We start from the raw sequence: 17,560 nt of genomic DNA, 5'->3' as shown, positions 1-17,560 counted from the left end.
GCCTTAAAGCCCTTGGCCTGGCGGCCGCATCGACACAAAGCAGGAGGCCGGCGGCCTCCTGTAGCAGTTATAAAAATCATTCCCAGCAAATCAGGCAGTAGTTTTTCTTGCCGCGGCGCAGCAAGGTATAACGCCCATATAAGCGATCGGCGGCGCTGAAGACATACTCCGCCGAAGATTGTTTTTCGCCATTCACCGCGATGGCATTAGAGCCGATCAGGGTTCTGGCCTGGCCCCGGGACGGCACCAGTCCCGCATCCACCAGCGCCTGCTGCAGATCCGCGCCGTCGCTCAGGGCGATGGTGGGCATGCCGTCCTGCGCCAGTTGCGCCAGATCGTTGGCCGTCAGGGCCTGCAGTGAGCCGGAAAACAGGCTGTCGGTAATCCGCACCGCCGCCGCCAGCCCGGCTTCGCCGTGCACCATCCGGGTCACCGCCTGCGCCAAGACATACTGCGCGCGCGGCGCGCCGTCGGTGTTGCGGTCTTCCTCTTCCAGGGCGTTAATCTCTTCCATGGGCATAAAGGTGAAGAACTTCAGGAAGCGGTAGACATCCGCGTCGGCGGTGTTAATCCAGAACTGATAGAATTTATACGGGCTGGTCTTGGCGGGATCCAGCCATATCGCCCCGCCTTCGGTCTTGCCGAATTTGGTGCCGTCCGCTTTGGTGATAAGCGGCACGGTCAAGCCGTAAACCTGCTTCTGGTTCATGCGCCGGGTCAGGTCGATGCCGGAGGTAATATTACCCCACTGATCCGACCCGCCGATCTGCAGCTCGACGCCGTATTGCTTGTTCAGCGACGTGAAGTCATACCCCTGCAGCAGGTTGTAGGAGAATTCGGTAAAGGAGATGCCGCTGTCGTCGCGGTTAAGCCGCTGCTTGACCGCTTCCTTGTTGATCATCTGGTTAACCGAGAAATGCTTGCCGATGTCACGCAGGAAGGTCAACACATTCATGCTGCCGAACCAGTCGTAGTTGTTGGCGGCCACGGCGCTGTTTTCGCCGCAGTCAAAATCCAGAAACGGTGACACCTGGCGCTTGATTTTATCCACCCATTCCTGCACCGTTTCGGCGGTATTTAATTTACGTTCGACGGCCTTGAAACTCGGATCGCCGATAAGTCCCGTGGCGCCGCCCACCAGCGCCACGGGACGGTGGCCGGCCAGTTGAAAACGCTTCAGGCACAATAGTGGCACCAGATGTCCCAAGTGCAAGCTATCGGCGGTCGGATCGAAACCGCAATACAGTGACAGCGGCCCCTGAGCCAGGCGCTCGGACAGCGCGGCCTCATCCGTGACCTGGGCAATCAGGCCCCGCTCTTGCAATTGTTGTATCAGGTTGCTGCTTGCCATCAAAAAACTCCATTATTGCTGTAAGTATCGGTGCCCAGGCACCCTAAAGTCATGTGCCGGCGGCGTCAGGGCGCCAGACGGTCTATCGCCCATCCCTCGTCCCGGCGCTGGTAGATAAACCGGTCATGGAGCCGGTGCTCGCCACCCTGCCAGAATTCCATTGTATCAATATTCACCCGGTATCCCCCCCAAAAACTGGGCAACGGCACTTCACCCTGCTGAAATTTCTGCTTTAACTCGAGAAATTTGCTTTCCAACACCCCGCGCGCGGATATCCGGCTGGATTGACGGGAAACCCAGGCACCGATTTGGCTGTCTTTGGGCCGGCTGTGAAAATATTTCATCACTTCCACCAGCGACAATCGCTCGGCGCGTCCCAGCACCATGACCTGGCGTTCGAGCGCATGCCAGGGAAAATGCAGGCTGATGCGGGAGTTATGCGCCAGGTGCCCGGCCTTGCGGCTGCCGAGGTTGGTGTAAAACACCATGCCGCGGCTGTCGAAATGCTTGAGCAGCACCATGCGCTGATAGGGCTGGCCGTATTCATCCACCGTCGCCGCGCACATCGCGGTGGGGTCGGGAAGCTGCGCCTCGCAGGCCTGTTGCAGCCAGCGCTCAAACAGAGTCAGCGGTTCAGACGTCAGATCCGCGCGCCGCAAGCCCCCGCGGGTATATTCGCGGCGCAAAGCGGCGATATCGATTTTTTGTTCAGTCATAGTGATATTCTGCGTCGGGCCAGGGCGTTATTGTGCGCCGCGTGGCTAAAAATCTCAATCATTTAGCACCGTTCAACCGGCGATAATACAGTCGTTTATGATGACTTTACCTTCGCGTTCGACAAACGCGTTCGGGCCTTTCGACCAGAACGTGTAGTGCCCATCGCTATAGCGCGTCCCGGAGGCGGACATCACCTGCGGCAGGTTAAGCTGTTTGCCGTCGAGAATAAAACTGACCTGCGCCGGTTCCGTGCGTTGGCGTACCGTCAGCGGCGTGGTGCCGCATTGATAACGCAGCGTTTGCTCGCCCGGGCCGCGATTGAACTGGCTACAGGCGGTAACGGTAATCACACAGGCAAATATAATAAGCCGATTAATCATAGTTTCCCCTTGGTTTACGCCGCCGTCATGCGGCGGGATAGGTCGTCCGGGCCGCGCGTCGTGCCGCGGCTCCTGGCCACCTTAATCAACCCGGCCGCGCCGCTGAAGCGGACCTGTCTGAAAAGCGCGGCGGCGGGGACGCAAACCTTTATACCGGATAAATGGCCCCCAGCAGCGTTTCCCTGCTGGCGCCGGTAACCGACGGCAGATTGCCCGGCAAACCCGATAAAGTGCGAAAGGCCAGCCAGGCAAAGGCCAGGGCTTCCATATCATCGCCGCTCACGCCGTATTTATCGGTGGAACTGACCTCCATACCGGGCAACAGCGCGGACAGCCGGGCCATCAGCAGCGGATTGCGCGCCCCGCCGCCGCAGACCAGAAGACGTTCGCAGCCGCCCGATAGCAGCACTTGTTCCGCAATGCTCATGGCCGTTAATTCCAGCAGCGTCGCCTGCACATCCCGGGGCGGTATCGGCACGAAATGGGTGAGCTGATACGTCAGCCAGCCAAGGTTAAAATATTCCCTGCCGGTGCTTTTCGGCGCCGGCTGGGCAAAATAACCGTCCGCCAGCAACTGCTGCAGCAGCCCCTGGTGCACCTTGCCCCCCAGGGCCCAGACCGCATCCTTATCGTAAGGAACGGCCTGGTGGCGCCAGGCCCAGGCATCCATCAGGATATTGCCGGGACCGGTGTCGTAGCCGCGGATCGGTTGGCCGGGCAGCAATAACGACAGATTGGCAATGCCGCCGATATTGAGCACCATGCGCCGCTCGCCGGGATGCGCCAGCAACGCGTGGTGGAAACCGGGCACCAACGGCGCGCCCTGGCCGCCGAAGGCCATATCGCGGCGGCGGAAATCCCCCACGGTGGTAATGCCGGTCAGGGCGGCGATGCGATTATTGTCGCCGATTTGCATCGTGCAGGGCGCCTCGGCGTCCGGCTGATGCCAGACGGTTTGTCCATGGTTGCCGATGGCGGTGATCTCGTGCGCCGCCACGCCGGCGCTCTCTAGCATGGCCAGCACCGCCTCGCTGAAAAGTATGCCCAGGCGGGTATCCAATTGCCCCACCTGTGACAAGGTCACGGATTGTCCCTGGCATATGGCCAGAATTTGGTGTTTGAGCTCCTGTGGTATGGGATGCCCGTAACTGTATTGCTGCGCCACGGTATGCTCGTCGATGGCGGCAAGCACCACATCCACGCCGTCAAGGCTGGTTCCGGACATTACGCCTACATAGCGACCTGTTCTCATTGGCCTGCCCTTTTCCTTCGCAAAAATTTCATTTATCGATTCCGGATGTCTACGTTAAACAGGTTTGATGAATCAGGCTATGAAAAGCCGTCAAATTTTGGAAGTTGTTACAATAAAATAACCTGGCGGGCAAAAGCTTAGCGTTAAAATCATTGCTATAATTAAGAAAAGAGGTCCGTTGATTCATTGTTTATGAATTCTACAATATTATCGACTACAGTAGGCTATCGAAGTAGCGCCTGGAAACAGATACTATTGACGATTGCAACAACATTGGCATTTGTTCTGTCTCGGTTTGCCTTGACGAACGGCGTATAACAGGAGTTTTTCAATGATGAAACGTTTGCTCGTGGTCACCCTGGCTGGATTGACGCTGGCGGGCTGTGCCAGCAACAACAGTCTTTCCGGTGATGTCTATTCCGCCAATGAGGCTAAACAGGTACAAAGCGTGACGTACGGTACGCTGGTAGGCGTAAGGCCGGTACAAATCCAGGGCGGAGAGGATTCAAACGTTATCGGCGCCATCGGCGGCGCGGTCTTGGGCGGGTTCCTCGGCAATACCCTCGGCGGCGGCACCGGCCGCAACCTGGCTACGGCCGCCGGCGCGGTGGCGGGCGGCGTGGCGGGACAGGGCGTCACCAGCGCCGCCAGCCGTTCGCAGGGCGTGGAACTTGAAGTGCGCAAAGACGACGGCAATACTATCATGGTGGTGCAAAAACAAGGAAATACGCGGTTCAGCGTAGGACAACGCGTGGCTATCGCCAGCAACGGGCGCAACGTGACGGTTTCTCCGCGTTAATTACCGCCCCGCCGCATAACGCAGCGGCGCAGGCGAAAAACCTTGGCATAAAAAAACCGGCGCTATTTGCCGGTTTTTTATAGAGAACATGTCGTTGAACCACGCTATGTCAGGACTTATTATAAAGCTCGAGGATATTCTTCTCCAGCCGTGCAATCATATTACTCAGAAAATGAATCTCCTGCTCTGAAATACCCGTCAGGATTTCATCCCGGGTACTATTGATGACATGGTTCACTTCTTTGATGATGGGCTCTGCGGACTCCGTCAATTTAATACGTTTCGCCCGCCGATCGTTCGCACAGGTATGGCGAGTGATCAGCTTTTTCTCTTCAAGCTGATCAAGCGTACGAACCAATGAGGGCTGCTCAATGCCGATAGCCTTTGCCAACTGAATTTGCGACTGCTCCGGCGGAAGCTGGCAGATATTATGCAACGTGATCCAATGCGTTTGTGTCAGTTCTAGCGGTTTTAAGCGATGGTCAATCAAAGCGCGCCAAACACGAACAAGTCGCGCCAAATCAGATCCTAATGGCGATTCCAATTCTCTCTCCTTATAATTAAGCTGATTAAGCTTGTTCCCTGGATTCCCATCCATTCTAATGGGTGGAATGGCAAATTACAAATATATATATATGAATAAGGTTGAAGTTAAGTTGAGCTAGATGTAATACCCATGTTGTTCCTTTGAAATATGGGACAGCACCGCTGAGCGCATTACTCCTTGCCGGTCGTCAGCCTTGACGAGGGTTGCGGCCCTTCATTGCGTAAAACTTTCCGCTTAGTATAGGGTAAGCGTTGGAAACCTCATATAATCCGTCCCTGGCACTGGTTGCCCCGGCATTCTCACATCAACGCCTATAGTATGCCAAGCGGATTATTCATGACTGTATCACTATTATTGTCATTCATCGTGATTTATTGTTAATTTAAGTTAAATGAAGACATAACAAATATCATTATGTCATGTATTCGGTCTAATAATGTAATAACAATATATAAATAACAAGTTATTAGCGTGCATATTAATAATTAACTATGAGTGCCGGGGTTGTGATAATCGCCATCCCGACGTTCAAGATACTCAGTGGAATAAGGTTGCACGCCTGCGGGGTGTTAAAAAAGCGAGGGCTGTTCCGGACCTGCGGGTTCAGCGGGCGTGCTCTTGCCGGCCCGCAGCTGGCGCAGGTAGCGTTGATGACATAGCCGCAGCACTTCGCGCTTTTGGCCGTCGTTCATCGTGATCCAGTCGAAACGTTCCTGGCGGGAGCGCAGGCAGCCACGGCAAAAGCCACGGTCATCGGATTGGCAGACGCCGCGGCAAGGACTGGTTATGATGAAAAACTCAAGCTGTTCCGGCACGTGCCCTCCTGTTTAACTTTTATTGAAGACGTTATTTCACCGGCTGGCAAGCTTATGACGGCAAAAATCGCTTGCCCGGGGGAAATCGCGCGGTTCTCCGGCCGCCAGGGCAAGCAAGGCAGGAGTATTTCTCCTCCACCGCGCCGAAGGTCTGGGATATACTGTTAAACCACGATCTCACCAAAGGCGATGGATAAACCGTCGTCATTGTCTATAGAGGATATCATGCGCCTGCTTCATACCATGCTCCGCGTCACCGATTTACAGCAATCAATTGATTTTTATACAAAAATACTGGGAATGCGCCTACTGCGCACCAGCGAAAATACGGAGTACAAATACACCCTGGCCTTTGTCGGCTACACCGAGGAGACGGAAGGCGCGGTGATTGAATTGACCTATAACTGGGGCGTCGATAGCTACGAGCTGGGCACCGCCTATGGCCATATCGCGCTCGGGGTTGACGATGTGGCCGCTACCTGCGACCGCATTCGCCAGGCCGGCGGCAAGGTGACCCGCGAAGCGGGACCGGTCAAGGGCGGCACGACGGTTATCGCCTTTATCGAAGATCCCGATGGTTATAAAATCGAGTTGATTGAACAAAAACATGCCGGCAAGGGCCTGGGCAGATAAAGTACCAGCCCGGCCCCGCCAAATCCGCTCTCCTGGGGAGAAGGGAGCGGATTCGCCATGCATCCGGCGCTAAAATTTGCCATAATGCGGGCTGTTTTCCTTAAAAATTAAGAACAGGCATGGCTGAACTTGATGATGTAAATACCCTTCGCGGCCGTTTTCGCGGCTTTTATCCAGTGGTCATCGATATTGAATCCGCGGGCTTTAACGCCGCAACCGACGCCTTGCTCGAAATCGCCGCCGTCACCCTCAACATGGACGATGAAGGCTGGCTGGTCACCGACCAATGCCTGCATTTCCATGTCGAGCCTTTTCCCGGCGCGCAACTGCAGCCGGAAGCCCTGGCCTTTAACGGTATCGACCCGACCAACCCGCTGCGCGGCGCGGTGAGCGAGTACGAGGCGCTGCATGAAATTTTCAAAATGGTGCGCAAAGGCATTAAGGATCGGGGCTGCAACCGCGCGATTATCGTCGCGCACAATGCCGGGTTTGACCACGGATTTCTTATGGCGGCGGCCGGACGGGCGGCATTAAAGCGTAATCCTTTCCATCCGTTTGCCACCTTCGACACCGCTGCTCTCAGCGGGCTGGTGCTGGGCCAGACGGTGTTGGCCAAAGCCTGCGCGGCCGGAGGCATCGAATTTGACGCCGGCCAGGCGCATTCCGCGCTCTATGACACCGAACGCACCGCTGAATTATTTTGTGAGCTGGTTAATCGCTGGAAACGTCTCGGCGGCTGGCCTGTTCCCCCCGTCGGCGAGCCTGCCGCCGGCGAGCACGCCTAGCCGATGCTTGCGTCCGGCGGTTAAAAACCCCCGCCGCAAGGGGCGGGGGTTATCCGCAGGCGTCCCGGGGAACTCAGGAAGGGGTCTGGTTTTCCTGGGAGTTGTATTTTACCGCGGTCTCTTTGATCAACGGTTGCAACTCGCCGTGCTGATACATTTCGATAATGATATCGCAGCCGCCGACCAGTTCGCCGTCCACCCACAGCTGTGGGAAGGTCGGCCAGTTGGCGAATTTCGGCAACTCGGCGCGAATATCGGGATTTTGCAGGACATCCACATACGCGAAACGCTCACCACAGGCGGAAAGCGCCTGTACTGCCTGTGCGGAAAAACCGCAGCCGGGCAATTTTGGCGAGCCTTTCATATAAAGAAGAATCGGGTTCTCAGCTATCTGCTGCTGAATTTTTTCAATCGTCGTCATTGTCTCGCTTCCTCAAGCCAGCATCTGGCCTTATCTGCACTGTGCGGGATTACACGCAGTCTCTTCATTTTAGCCACTACCGGCTAAACAAATAAACGTTTTTTTGCCGGCCCGCGCGGTAAAGGCGCGTCAATTCACTCCCGGCCCGCCCACGTAGGACAGGCAATACTATCACTGTAGCGGCTTTTACCCCCTGCCGCCGAACAAAACGGGCTGAAACATTCGGTGCACACCCTCAAAATATGTTGAATAAAGCGCCGCTGAACGCTGTTAAATGCAGCAAAATCGAACTTATTCACGTTTATACACAATAAGTAGTGAATTGATGATGCAATGACGAGGTAAATAGCTTAAATTCCTGTGAGGTGTTGATAACCCCCTATTTTGGGCCACATAAGGATAGCGTTTATCATGCGTTTATGCTTTACGCTTTTTGTGTTGCTTTTTACCCAGTTGTTTTTGAACCTGGCACATGCCGCGCCGAGCGCCGGCGTCAATGCCGATCAGCGCAAATCCCAGGCAGCGGCGGCAAAAACCGGCGACCGGCGCAAACGCAAACCGGTAAAAATAGCCAAGAAAAGCAAACCTGTCGCCAGCGCGCCCGCCGTCAGTGAAAAAGCCAGCATTAAAAAATCGCCGGAACCGGCGCATGAAAAAGCCGGCGTGAAACGGCCTTTGGAACCCGCGGTGGCGAAAACCGGCGCGAAGAAAAGCAAAACGTCCCCTCTTGCCAAGGCATCAAAAACCACGGCGACGAAAAAAATAGCCTCCTTCACTCCGCCGAAAAAAGGCTATAAAAAAGGTTACGGCCGGCACCGGATGATAAAAGATCAGGCGGCGGTAGAACTGGTGGCCAACGATCAGCCGATAAAGATGAGCGAGAGCCATAAGAAACGCTACCAGACCGCCAAGCTTACCGCCATGAATAAACTCCTCTCCCAAATGGGCAAGCCTTACCGTTGGGGCGGCATGTCGCCTAATACCGGCTTTGACTGCAGCGGCCTGATTTATTACGCCTACAAGGATGTGGTACGCATCCATATGCCGCGCACCGCCAACGAAATGTACCACCTGCGCGACGCAGCGCCGGTTAAGAAAGACGAGCTGGAAAGCGGCGACCTGGTCTTTTTCCATATTTCCAATCGCGGCGCGGCGGATCACGTCGGCGTCTATCTTGGCAATGGTCGCTTTATCCAGTCGCCCCGCACCGGCAGCGATATCCGTATCAGCTATCTGAGTGAGGATTATTGGCAGGATCATTACGTGGGCGCCCGCCGGGTGGTCACGCCGAAAAATATCCGCTGAAGGCGCGCCGGAAAAAAAAGAGGAGCCAAGGCTCCTCTTTTTTATATCTGAACCGAGAGGGTGTCAGTTCATGACGGCGGTAAAGCTGAAGACAATAATCACCAGCAGCGAGAACACCGTGGTCAGTAACGACATTTTTAAATCGCTGTCCATTCTATCTCCTTAACGTAAACCAGGGCGCCGGCCTTATCCACCGGCCCGCAGAGCAGTTATCGTCAGTTTGCCATAACAGCGATGAAAAAGCTTGCTCCCAACCTGTAGCCGCCACATTTAACACTTTCACTTTGGCGCGGGATGAACGAAAATTAACGGTTAATTCCACAGCGTCGGAAAGTGCTTGCGCCTTCGACAGACATTATTCCAGCCAGGGCGTACGGGAGTATCAAAGGCATGGCAACCATTAAAGATGTGGCAAAACGCGCTAATGTATCGACAACCACCGTTTCGCATGTGATCAATAAAACCCGTTTTGTTGCGCAAGACACTCAAATTGCCGTGCTGGACGCCATTAAACAACTGCATTATTCACCCAGCGCCGTGGCGCGCAGCCTGAAGGTCAATCGCACCAAGTCCATCGGCCTGCTCGCCAGCACCAGCGAGGCGCCCTATTTCGCCGAAATTATCGAGGCGATTGAGCACCATTGCTTTGCTCGCGGTTATACCCTGATATTGTGCAATTCGCACAATGATCTCGAAAAACAGCGCGCCTATCTGGCGATGCTGGCGCAAAAGCGCGTCGACGGCCTGCTGGTGATGTGCGCCGAGTATCCCGAAACGCTGCTGGATATGCTTGAGGAATATCAGCATATCCCCATGGTGGTCATGGATTGGGGTGAGGCTCGCCGTGATTTTACCGACACCATTATCGATAACGCCTTTGCCGGCGGTTATATGGCGACGCAATATTTGCTTAAACGCGGCCATCGCGCCATCGGCGCCATTCCCGGACAGCTGGCGCGCAACACCGGCGGCGGCCGCCACCGCGGCTATCTGCATGCCATGGCGGAGGCCGGCATCCCGTTAAACGACCGCTGGATTGTGCAAGGCAATTTCGAGCCTGAATCCGGCTACCTGGCGATGAAACAAATCCTGGCGCAAACGCCGCGTCCCACCGCGGTCTTCTGCGGCGGCGACATTATGGCCATGGGCGCACTGTGCGCCATTAATGAAATGGGCCTGAGCGTACCTGAGGATATTTCTATCATCGGCTACGACAACGTGCGCAATTCGTGCTTTTTCAGCCCGGCGCTGACCACCATCCATCAGCCTAAAGAGGATTTGGGCGAGGCGGCGCTTACCATGCTGCTCGATAGGATTACCAGCAAACGCGAGAACGCCAAAACCATCGAAGTCCATCCGTCGCTGATTGAACGCCGTTCGGTCGCAGACGGTCCCTTCCCCGCTTAAGGCCACGCGCCAGGCCCGGGCAACGGGCTGGCGCCTCCAGGGTCTGTTGCTATGTAAAGCGCCGTCCGCCTCGGACACAAGATTTTTCATATAATGATCTCTGCGCAAAGAGTTATTGTTTCAGCGAGAAATCATTAAGTTATAATGGGAAATACATTAGCGCGTTAGCTATTGTCTAAATTAAAATGCAGGCTTATACTCAATATCGTTAACAATTATAACGAGTTGTCTAATAAATTTGTATAAAAGTATGTCGTGTTTTCCAACATGACATCACCCTTTTATAAAGCGCCCGGCTAAGTCGCAGTCTAAGGTTTACTTTATATTCCTCTGTTGATGGTGATACTTCAGACACCACGGATAACCGTGGATTCTTATAAAGCCCGCAGGCATGGTGAGTGCTTTTCCTGACGGGGCACTGCAGAAGAAAGGTGATGGAGAAGCTATGAGTTCCTCGTGCGTTGAAGACCTGAGCTTTCATGATAATGATTGGTACCGTATCGTCCATGAATTGCTCTCTGAAGCCGGTATTGAACTCAATGGTTCAAGACCATTTGATATCCGAATCAAGAATCCGGGATTTTTTAAGCGCGTATTGCAGGATGGATCTTTGGGATTGGGCGAGAGTTACATGGATGGCTGGTGGGAGTGTGAGCGGCTGGACATTTTTTTCCAGCGTGTTCTCAGGGCGGGTCTGGAGAATAAACTTCCGCATCATTTAAAAGATACCTTACGCATTGCCGCCGCCCGGCTGATGAACCTCCAGTCGCGCAAGCGGGCCTGGATCGTGGGCAAAGAACATTACGATTTGGGTAACGATCTGTTTGAAAAGATGCTCGATCCCTATATGCAATATTCCTGCGGCTACTGGAAACAGGCGACCACCCTCGAGGAAGCCCAGCAGGATAAGCTGAAGATGATTTGCGAAAAACTGCAGCTGCGACCCGGCCTGACGCTGCTGGACGTGGGCTGCGGCTGGGGCGGGCTTGCCGCCTACGCGGCCAGGAATTATGGCGTATCGGTACAGGGCGTCACTATCTCTGCCGAGCAGCAAAAGCTGGCGCAAACGCGCTGCGAGGGATTGGATGTCACCATTTTGCTGCAGGACTATCGCGATCTGGATATGCAATTTGACCGTATTGTTTCAGTCGGCATGTTCGAACACGTAGGCCCCAAGAATTACGCCACCTATTTCGACGTTATCGATCGCAACCTGAAACGGGATGGCCTGTTCCTGCTGCATACCATCGGCTCGAATATCACCGATATGAATGTCGACCCGTGGATTAATAAGTATATTTTCCCCAACGGCTGCCTGCCGTCGGTACAGCAAATTGCCCATGCCAGCGAAAAGCATTTTGTTATGGAAGACTGGCATAACTTCGGCTCTGATTACGACAAAACGCTCATGGCCTGGTATGAACGTTTTGTCGCCGCCTGGCCGGCGCTGTCCAACAAATACTCCGACCGTTTTTACCGTATGTTCAGTTATTACCTGAATGCCTGCGCGGGGGCATTCCGCGCGCGCAATATCCATTTATGGCAGGTATTATTCAGCCCGGAAGGCGTGGATGGCGGTATTCGCGTACCCCGTTAATACCATGGCACGCCAGGCCCTTTAACACCGCACTCAAGACAGGCGTGGTAAAGGGAGAGCGCGCCGATGGGGGCGATGCGGCCATCTCCTGGCCGCCAGAGTGCCCCATGGCACGCTAGGCCCGCCAACACCGCACTCAAGGCAGGCGTGTTAAAGGGAGAGCGCGCCGATGGGGTCGAAGCGGCCATCTCCTGGCCGCCAGAGCGCCCCATGGCACGCTAGGCCCGCCAACACCGCACTCAAGGCAGGCGTGTTAAAGGGTATTTAACGTCGCGGCAATCGCCGCTTCCCGCTGCGCCAGCACACGCTCCACCGTATCCACCACCGCCTGGGTCTGGGGATCGATTTCAATATTGATCCGCTGCCCCAGCCTTTTTTTACCCAACGTGGTGCGCATCAGGGTTTCCGGTATTAAATGCACGCAAAATTTATCGGCCGCCACCTCGCCGATAGTCAGGCTGATGCCGTCGATGCCGATATATCCTTTATACAGGACATATTTCATCAGCGCTTTGTCCGGCATTCTGAACCAAATCTGCCGATTATTTTCCGACGTCACGATTTTCACAATCTCGGCAGTGCACATGATATGCCCGGACATCACATGTCCGCCGATCTCGGCGTTAAAGGTGGCGGCGCGTTCTACGTTCACCTCATCCCCCACCTGCAGATCGCCCAGATTGGTCACCCGCAGCGTCTCTTTCATCAAATCAAACGCCACCACGTCGCCGTTAATGCCGCTTACCGTCAGGCAACAGCCGTTGTGCGCCACGGAGGCGCCCTCCTCCAGACCGGACAACATCGCCGCCGGCAGGGAAACGAAATGCGTGCGAAAATTCGCTTTTTCTTCAATTGCCACAATGGGCGCGGTGCCCTGAACAATACCCGTAAACATAACCTTGGCCTCTGTAAACCACCGCTGGAATCAGTCAGGCTAGTGTGCACGATTTCCCCAGGAAATCCAAATCCGCCGCCGCACGGATTTGTGTCGTCCCGCACTGGTATAACCGGACAAATGCTTTACACTATGCCGCAGATTTTTAACCTTTATGTTAACTTTCGCCTGCTTATTCCATACACATAAAACCATAGGTGCCTACGTGCAGAAGTACTTCCTGGAAGCGCGTACATTAATGTCCTTGGCCATACCGGTTATTTTCGCGCAAATAGCCCAAACGTCGATGGGCGTGGTCGATACCATCATGTCCGGCTCCGTCAGCGCGACGGATATGGCGGCGGTCGCCGTCGGCACGTCCATCTGGCTGCCCACCATCCTGTTCGGCCACGGTCTGATCCTGGCCCTCACGCCGGTTATCGCGCAGTTGAACGGGTCCGGGCGGCGCGAACGTATCGCCCATCAGGTACGCCAGGGATTCTGGCTGGCGGCGGCCGCGGCGATTTTGGTTATGGCGGTGCTGTATAACTGCCGCCTGGTCATCGAGAGAATGCGCCATGTCGATCCCGTGCTGGCGCAAAAAGCTGTCGCCTACCTGCATTACCTGCTGTGGGGCGCGCCCGGCTATTTGTTTTTCCAGGTGCTGCGTTGCCAATGCGACGGTCTGTCCAAAACCAAGCCCGGTATGGCGATAGGTTTTCTCGGCCTGCTTGCCAACGTGCCTATCAATTACATTTTCATCTACGGCAAATTCGGCATCCCGGCCATGGGCGGCGTGGGGTGCGGCATCGCCACCGCATCCGTCTACTGGCTCATGTATGTGGTGATGTGGCTTTATATGCGCCGGGCCGGCAGCTTTCAGGATTTGCATCTGCCGGGCGGGTTTTCCCGGCCCGACTGGACGGCGCTGCGCCGGCTGGCAGGCCTGGGTCTACCCGTCGCCCTGTCGCTGTTCTTTGAAGTGACCCTGTTCGCCGTGGTTGCCCTGCTGGTGACGCCGCTTGGCATCGTCGCGGTGGCGGGACATCAAATAGCCTTGAACTTCAGCTCCCTGATGTTCGTGCTGCCGCTGTCGATGGGCGTCGCCGCCACGATCCGCGTCGGATTCCGCCTGGGGCAAAATGATGTGGAACAAGCGCGGGTCGCCGCCTGGACCAGCCTGGGCATGGGCGTTATGCTGGCCTGCGTGACCGCGGTATGCACTTTCCTGTACCGGGTGGAAATCGCCCGGCTGTATAACGATACGCCGGCGGTGGTGGCGATGGCCTCCCATCTGATGGCGCTGGCGGCCATCTACCAGATCTCAGATTCGATCCAGGTGATTGGCAACGGCGTACTGCGCGGATACAAAGACACCCGTTCGATTTTTTTCATTACGTTTACCGCCTACTGGTTGCTGGGCCTGCCGTGCGGATATGTGCTGGCGCTGACGGATTATGTCGTGCCGGCCATGGGGCCGAGCGGTTTCTGGACAGGCTTTATCATCGGCCTGACGTCGGCGGCACTGCTGATGACGCTGCGTATGCTTTGGCTGCAGCGCCAGCCCTCACGGCTGATTCTCAATCGGGCGGCGCGCTGACGGCGCCCTGGCGGTTAAAAAACCGGCACGCTGTGTATTAGATGGGCAGTTGTCGGTCGCGGGCGGTAAAAAACGCTTTTTCCTCTTGCATGCGGTGATATTGCCCGTTAATATTCGTCCCGCTGTCAGGCAGATGGCGATGTGTAAAATGCGTTCTTAGCTCAGCTGGTTAGAGCACCACCTTGACATGGTGGGGGTCGATGGTTCGAGTCCATTAGAACGCACCACTTCTTGTGCGTCCGTAGCTCAGCTGGTTAGAGCACCACCTTGACATGGTGGGGGTCGGTGGTTCGAGTCCACTCGGACGCACCATATTATTTTCCTCCCTGGTCTGTACCCCGCTGGTGAACGCAGTTACCTGCATTTTCTTCTTTTTTTCTCTCCGTTACGTCAACCTAAAAGCGGCCGGCAAAACAAACATCCGGGATCCCGTGGTGTTAATCCCTCATGGCGTTATTGTTATCTGTTGCTGGTATTTACGTCCATTGTTGCGCACCGGTTACCGATTTTATTGTGCATCTGCGCAACACTTGATACTAAAAATTTGCATATTTACCACAAATGCACTCTTTTTCACGGCTTACGCATTATTTGTGCTGTTTTTATCTTGTTTCCGCCGGCCCAATAACTATAATACAAAACGTTATTTCAATTGAATGGCTTAAGCCCCGTTGATTTGCCAAATACTAATTAAAACAGACTTATCCACTACCGCTTGCCGGCACGTTCGGCCAGATAATTTAGCTATATTTTCATCATTTTCTCACTTTTGTCTCCTATCCTTGAACATGGGGAACAGGCTCGCAAGGCTGCACAATTTTTCGTCGTCGATATTCACCGGCGATATATCAGATTTATCATCCAACACAACTTGCAGATATCATTGTTATGAAAAAGACAAAAATCGTTTGTACCATCGGTCCAAAAACTGAATCGAAAGAAATGCTGTCAAAGCTGCTGAACGCGGGCATGAACGTCATGCGCCTTAATTTCTCCCACGGCGACTTTGAAGAACACGGCAACCGCATTACCAACCTGCGCGCCATCCTGCAGGAAACCGGCAAGAAAGCCGCCATCCTGCTCGATACCAAAGGGCCGGAAATCCGTACCATGAAACTGGAAAACGGCAACGATGTTTCCCTTACCGCCGGCCAGACCTTTACGTTCACCACCGACCAGACGGTAGTCGGCACCAAAGAACGCGTCGCGGTCACCTACCCCGGCTTTGCCAAGGACCTGTCGGTCGGCAATACCGTGCTGGTGGATGACGGCCTGCTGGGCATGGAAGTTATCGACGTTACCGATACCACCGTGGTCTGCAAGGTGTTAAACAACGGCGACCTGGGCGAAAACAAAGGCGTTAACCTGCCGGGCGTTTCCATCGCCCTGCCGGCGCTGGCGGAAAAAGACAAAGGCGATTTAATCTTCGGCTGCGAACAGGGCGTGGACTTCATCGCCGCCTCGTTCATCCGTAAACGCTCCGATGTCCTGGAAATTCGTGAACACCTGAAACAGCATGGCGGCGAACATATCCAGATCATCTCCAAGATTGAAAATCAGGAAGGCCTGAACAATTTTGACGAGATTCTGGAAGCCTCCGACGGCATCATGGTTGCCCGTGGCGACCTGGGTGTGGAAATACCGGTGGAAGAAGTGATCTTTGCCCAGAAGATGATGATCGAAAAATGTAACCGCGCACGTAAAGTGGTCATTACCGCCACCCAAATGCTCGATTCCATGATCAAGAATCCCCGCCCGACCCGCGCTGAAGCCGGCGACGTGGCCAACGCCATCATCGACGGCACCGATGCCGTAATGCTGTCCGGTGAAAGCGCCAAGGGGAAATATCCGTTGGAAGCCGTGACCATCATGGCCACCATCTGCGATCGTACCGACCGCGTCATGCCCAGCCGCATCGACAGCATTAACGACAGCCGCAAACTGCGTATCACCGAAGCCGTATGTCGCGGCGCGGTGGAAACAGCCGAAAAGCTGGAAGCCCCGCTGATTGTCGTGGCGACCGAAGGCGGCAAATCCGCCAAAGCGGTGCGTAAATACTTCCCTAAGGCGGAAATCCTGGCGCTGACCACCAATGCCATTACCGCGCGTCAGCTGCTGCTGTCCAAAGGCGTAACCTGCCAATTGGTGGATGAAATCGCCTCTACCGATGATTTCTACCGCATCGGCAAAGCCATGGCCATCGAAACCGGCCTGGCTAAAAAAGGCGAGATCATCGTCATGGTGTCCGGTGCCCTGGTACCGAGCGGCACGACCAATACCGCGTCCGTTCATCTGCTGTAAATCCGGGTTTACCCACCTGCGCCTCCGGCTTGCCGGAGGCTTTTTTTTGCCCGCAGAGAATGCCGCGCCCGGTAATTCTGTTGTACCGCTCCGACGGCGTGCAATAATTCTATCGCAATAGCACAAAAAGGGCCTGGTTTTTACCCCGACTTAATCGGAGTTTTCTTATGGAAGGTGATGGTTTATCCTTTTTTTTTAACCTCCCTGTAAAACAAGGTGTTTCTTTGAGCATTCAATCGAATTTAATCGCTTTATTGCTAAAAATTGTTCTCCTTAGAAAATACTTTGTGTAATACTTGTAATGCTACATGGAGATTAACTCAATCTAGAGGGTATTAATAATGAATCGTACTAAACTGGTACTGGGCGCGACACTTCTTGTTTTATCTATGGGTATGACTGCCTGTTCAAGCAACGCTAAAATCGATCAGCTGTCCTCTGACGTTCAAACTCTGAACGCGAAAGTTGACCAGCTCAGCAACGATGTCACCGCTATTCGTTCTGACGTTCAGGCCGCTAAAGACGACGCTGCCCGTGCTAACCAACGTTTAGATAACCAAGCTCACTCTTATCGTAAATAAGAGTCATAGACTTGTTTAGAAAATGGCGCACTCACGTGCGCCATTTTTTTTGCCTGAGAAACTGTACGCACAGCCCCCGTATCTTCCCCTCGCCGCCTTCCGCCAGCCATGCCATTCGTTTCTTGGCGCCCGGCGCTACCTTTCCGGTTCTGCGTCATCCAGTGGATGCTCCTGGGGCGGCGCACAGGCCGTTTT

Annotated in this window: 18 protein-coding genes and 2 tRNA genes; 11 read left to right on the top strand and 9 right to left on the bottom strand. The window is 54.6% G+C overall.

The features are described from left to right. Positions 1 to 76: 76 nt before the first annotated feature. From tyrS to anmK, 4 genes are all read right to left on the bottom strand, one after another. Complete coding sequence (gene tyrS / locus ACL2XQ_RS13405; protein WP_413728401.1) at positions 77 to 1,351, bottom strand: tyrosine--tRNA ligase; 1,275 nt, start codon at positions 1,349 to 1,351, stop codon at positions 77 to 79. A gap of 65 nt (positions 1,352 to 1,416) precedes the next feature. Next, complete coding sequence (gene pdxH / locus ACL2XQ_RS13400; RefSeq protein WP_410015032.1) at positions 1,417 to 2,067, bottom strand: pyridoxamine 5'-phosphate oxidase; 651 nt, start codon at positions 2,065 to 2,067, stop codon at positions 1,417 to 1,419. A gap of 72 nt (positions 2,068 to 2,139) precedes the next feature. After that, entirely contained in the window at positions 2,140 to 2,448 is a 309-nt protein-coding gene (locus ACL2XQ_RS13395) for an MliC family protein (RefSeq protein ID WP_410015031.1), read from the bottom strand. 148 nt (positions 2,449 to 2,596) lie between these two features. Continuing rightward, complete coding sequence (gene anmK / locus ACL2XQ_RS13390) at positions 2,597 to 3,700, bottom strand: anhydro-N-acetylmuramic acid kinase (RefSeq protein ID WP_410015030.1); 1,104 nt, start codon at positions 3,698 to 3,700, stop codon at positions 2,597 to 2,599. Positions 3,701 to 4,031: 331 nt separating this feature from the next. On the opposite strand from anmK, the gene slyB reads away from it, so the two are divergent. Beyond that, positions 4,032 to 4,499, top strand: coding sequence for an outer membrane lipoprotein SlyB (gene slyB / locus ACL2XQ_RS13385; protein ID WP_410015029.1), 468 nt, complete (start codon positions 4,032 to 4,034; stop codon positions 4,497 to 4,499). Positions 4,500 to 4,608: 109 nt separating this feature from the next. Here slyB and slyA read toward each other — a convergent pair whose 3' ends face one another. Next, positions 4,609 to 5,043, bottom strand: coding sequence for a transcriptional regulator SlyA (gene slyA, locus ACL2XQ_RS13380; RefSeq protein WP_162365814.1), 435 nt, complete (start codon positions 5,041 to 5,043; stop codon positions 4,609 to 4,611). Between the two features lie 572 nt (positions 5,044 to 5,615). Then, positions 5,616 to 5,861, bottom strand: coding sequence for a DUF1289 domain-containing protein (locus ACL2XQ_RS13375; RefSeq protein ID WP_410015028.1), 246 nt, complete (start codon positions 5,859 to 5,861; stop codon positions 5,616 to 5,618). Between the two features lie 225 nt (positions 5,862 to 6,086). Here ACL2XQ_RS13375 and gloA point away from each other — a divergent pair, with 225 nt between their 5' ends. Both gloA and rnt read left to right on the top strand, forming a co-directional pair. Next, entirely contained in the window at positions 6,087 to 6,494 is a 408-nt protein-coding gene (gene gloA, locus ACL2XQ_RS13370) for a lactoylglutathione lyase (protein ID WP_413740478.1), read from the top strand. A gap of 119 nt (positions 6,495 to 6,613) precedes the next feature. After that, positions 6,614 to 7,279 (top strand): ribonuclease T, encoded by a 666-nt coding sequence (rnt, locus tag ACL2XQ_RS13365; protein ID WP_410015026.1) that lies wholly within the window; start codon positions 6,614 to 6,616, stop codon positions 7,277 to 7,279. 73 nt (positions 7,280 to 7,352) lie between these two features. On the opposite strand, the gene ACL2XQ_RS13360 is transcribed toward rnt, so the two are convergent. Beyond that, positions 7,353 to 7,700, bottom strand: coding sequence for a Grx4 family monothiol glutaredoxin (locus ACL2XQ_RS13360; RefSeq protein ID WP_410015025.1), 348 nt, complete (start codon positions 7,698 to 7,700; stop codon positions 7,353 to 7,355). Positions 7,701 to 8,111: 411 nt separating this feature from the next. Between ACL2XQ_RS13360 and ACL2XQ_RS13355 the strand changes: the two genes are divergently transcribed. After that, on the top strand, positions 8,112 to 9,005 hold the full coding sequence (locus ACL2XQ_RS13355) for an NlpC/P60 family protein (protein ID WP_410015024.1): 894 nt from the start codon (positions 8,112 to 8,114) through the stop codon (positions 9,003 to 9,005). A 63-nt stretch (positions 9,006 to 9,068) separates the two neighbouring features. Here ACL2XQ_RS13355 and ACL2XQ_RS13350 read toward each other — a convergent pair whose 3' ends face one another. Further along, on the bottom strand, positions 9,069 to 9,158 hold the full coding sequence (locus tag ACL2XQ_RS13350) for a YnhF family membrane protein (protein WP_162365808.1): 90 nt from the start codon (positions 9,156 to 9,158) through the stop codon (positions 9,069 to 9,071). A 237-nt stretch (positions 9,159 to 9,395) separates the two neighbouring features. On the opposite strand from ACL2XQ_RS13350, the gene purR reads away from it, so the two are divergent. Further along, positions 9,396 to 10,412 (top strand): HTH-type transcriptional repressor PurR, encoded by a 1,017-nt coding sequence (purR, locus tag ACL2XQ_RS13345; RefSeq protein ID WP_410015023.1) that lies wholly within the window; start codon positions 9,396 to 9,398, stop codon positions 10,410 to 10,412. Positions 10,413 to 10,857: 445 nt separating this feature from the next. After that, the gene (gene cfa / locus ACL2XQ_RS13340) at positions 10,858 to 12,009 is read left to right on the top strand and encodes a cyclopropane fatty acyl phospholipid synthase (RefSeq protein ID WP_413722897.1); all 1,152 of its coding nucleotides are present in this window, start codon (positions 10,858 to 10,860) and stop codon (positions 12,007 to 12,009) included. Between the two features lie 253 nt (positions 12,010 to 12,262). Here cfa and ACL2XQ_RS13335 read toward each other — a convergent pair whose 3' ends face one another. Next, entirely contained in the window at positions 12,263 to 12,904 is a 642-nt protein-coding gene (locus ACL2XQ_RS13335) for a riboflavin synthase subunit alpha (protein WP_410015021.1), read from the bottom strand. Positions 12,905 to 13,109: 205 nt separating this feature from the next. Here ACL2XQ_RS13335 and ACL2XQ_RS13330 point away from each other — a divergent pair, with 205 nt between their 5' ends. The 5 genes from ACL2XQ_RS13330 to ACL2XQ_RS13310 all read left to right on the top strand — a co-directional run bounded on the left by ACL2XQ_RS13330 (position 13,110) and on the right by ACL2XQ_RS13310 (position 17,365). Then, a complete protein-coding gene (locus tag ACL2XQ_RS13330; RefSeq protein ID WP_410015020.1) occupies positions 13,110 to 14,483 on the top strand; it encodes an MATE family efflux transporter in 1,374 nt (457 codons plus the stop codon). Between the two features lie 150 nt (positions 14,484 to 14,633). After that, positions 14,634 to 14,710: transfer RNA gene (locus ACL2XQ_RS13325), tRNA-Val, on the top strand. Positions 14,711 to 14,718: 8 nt separating this feature from the next. After that, positions 14,719 to 14,795: transfer RNA gene (locus tag ACL2XQ_RS13320), tRNA-Val, on the top strand. Between the two features lie 576 nt (positions 14,796 to 15,371). Next, entirely contained in the window at positions 15,372 to 16,784 is a 1,413-nt protein-coding gene (gene pykF / locus ACL2XQ_RS13315) for a pyruvate kinase PykF (protein WP_410015019.1), read from the top strand. A 341-nt stretch (positions 16,785 to 17,125) separates the two neighbouring features. Beyond that, positions 17,126 to 17,365, top strand: a complete 240-nt coding sequence (locus ACL2XQ_RS13310) for a major outer membrane lipoprotein (RefSeq protein ID WP_410015018.1) — start codon at positions 17,126 to 17,128, stop codon at positions 17,363 to 17,365. Positions 17,366 to 17,560: the final 195 nt, after the last annotated feature.

The sequence above is a fragment of the Sodalis sp. RH14 genome (assembly GCF_047324285.1).
Lineage (GTDB): Bacteria > Pseudomonadota > Gammaproteobacteria > Enterobacterales > Enterobacteriaceae > Acerihabitans.
Note: the sequence above shows the minus strand (reverse complement) of the source record. Positions and strands in the feature narration are given on the sequence as shown.

Excerpts from the sequence above, each read along its gene's own strand:
- tyrS (WP_413728401.1), bottom strand. The coding sequence starts at position 1,351 with ATGGCAAGCAGCAACCTGATACAACAATTGCAAGAGCGGGGCCTGATT.
- pdxH (WP_410015032.1), bottom strand. The coding sequence starts at position 2,067 with ATGACTGAACAAAAAATCGATATCGCCGCTTTGCGCCGCGAATATACC.
- ACL2XQ_RS13395 (WP_410015031.1), bottom strand. The coding sequence starts at position 2,448 with ATGATTAATCGGCTTATTATATTTGCCTGTGTGATTACCGTTACCGCC.
- anmK (WP_410015030.1), bottom strand. The coding sequence starts at position 3,700 with ATGAGAACAGGTCGCTATGTAGGCGTAATGTCCGGAACCAGCCTTGAC.
- slyB (WP_410015029.1), top strand. The coding sequence starts at position 4,032 with ATGATGAAACGTTTGCTCGTGGTCACCCTGGCTGGATTGACGCTGGCG.
- gloA (WP_413740478.1), top strand. The coding sequence starts at position 6,087 with ATGCGCCTGCTTCATACCATGCTCCGCGTCACCGATTTACAGCAATCA.
- rnt (WP_410015026.1), top strand. The coding sequence starts at position 6,614 with ATGGCTGAACTTGATGATGTAAATACCCTTCGCGGCCGTTTTCGCGGC.
- ACL2XQ_RS13360 (WP_410015025.1), bottom strand. The coding sequence starts at position 7,700 with ATGACGACGATTGAAAAAATTCAGCAGCAGATAGCTGAGAACCCGATT.
- ACL2XQ_RS13355 (WP_410015024.1), top strand. The coding sequence starts at position 8,112 with ATGCGTTTATGCTTTACGCTTTTTGTGTTGCTTTTTACCCAGTTGTTT.
- ACL2XQ_RS13350 (WP_162365808.1), bottom strand. The coding sequence starts at position 9,158 with ATGGACAGCGATTTAAAAATGTCGTTACTGACCACGGTGTTCTCGCTG.
- purR (WP_410015023.1), top strand. The coding sequence starts at position 9,396 with ATGGCAACCATTAAAGATGTGGCAAAACGCGCTAATGTATCGACAACC.
- cfa (WP_413722897.1), top strand. The coding sequence starts at position 10,858 with ATGAGTTCCTCGTGCGTTGAAGACCTGAGCTTTCATGATAATGATTGG.
- ACL2XQ_RS13335 (WP_410015021.1), bottom strand. The coding sequence starts at position 12,904 with ATGTTTACGGGTATTGTTCAGGGCACCGCGCCCATTGTGGCAATTGAA.
- pykF (WP_410015019.1), top strand. The coding sequence starts at position 15,372 with ATGAAAAAGACAAAAATCGTTTGTACCATCGGTCCAAAAACTGAATCG.
- ACL2XQ_RS13310 (WP_410015018.1), top strand. The coding sequence starts at position 17,126 with ATGAATCGTACTAAACTGGTACTGGGCGCGACACTTCTTGTTTTATCT.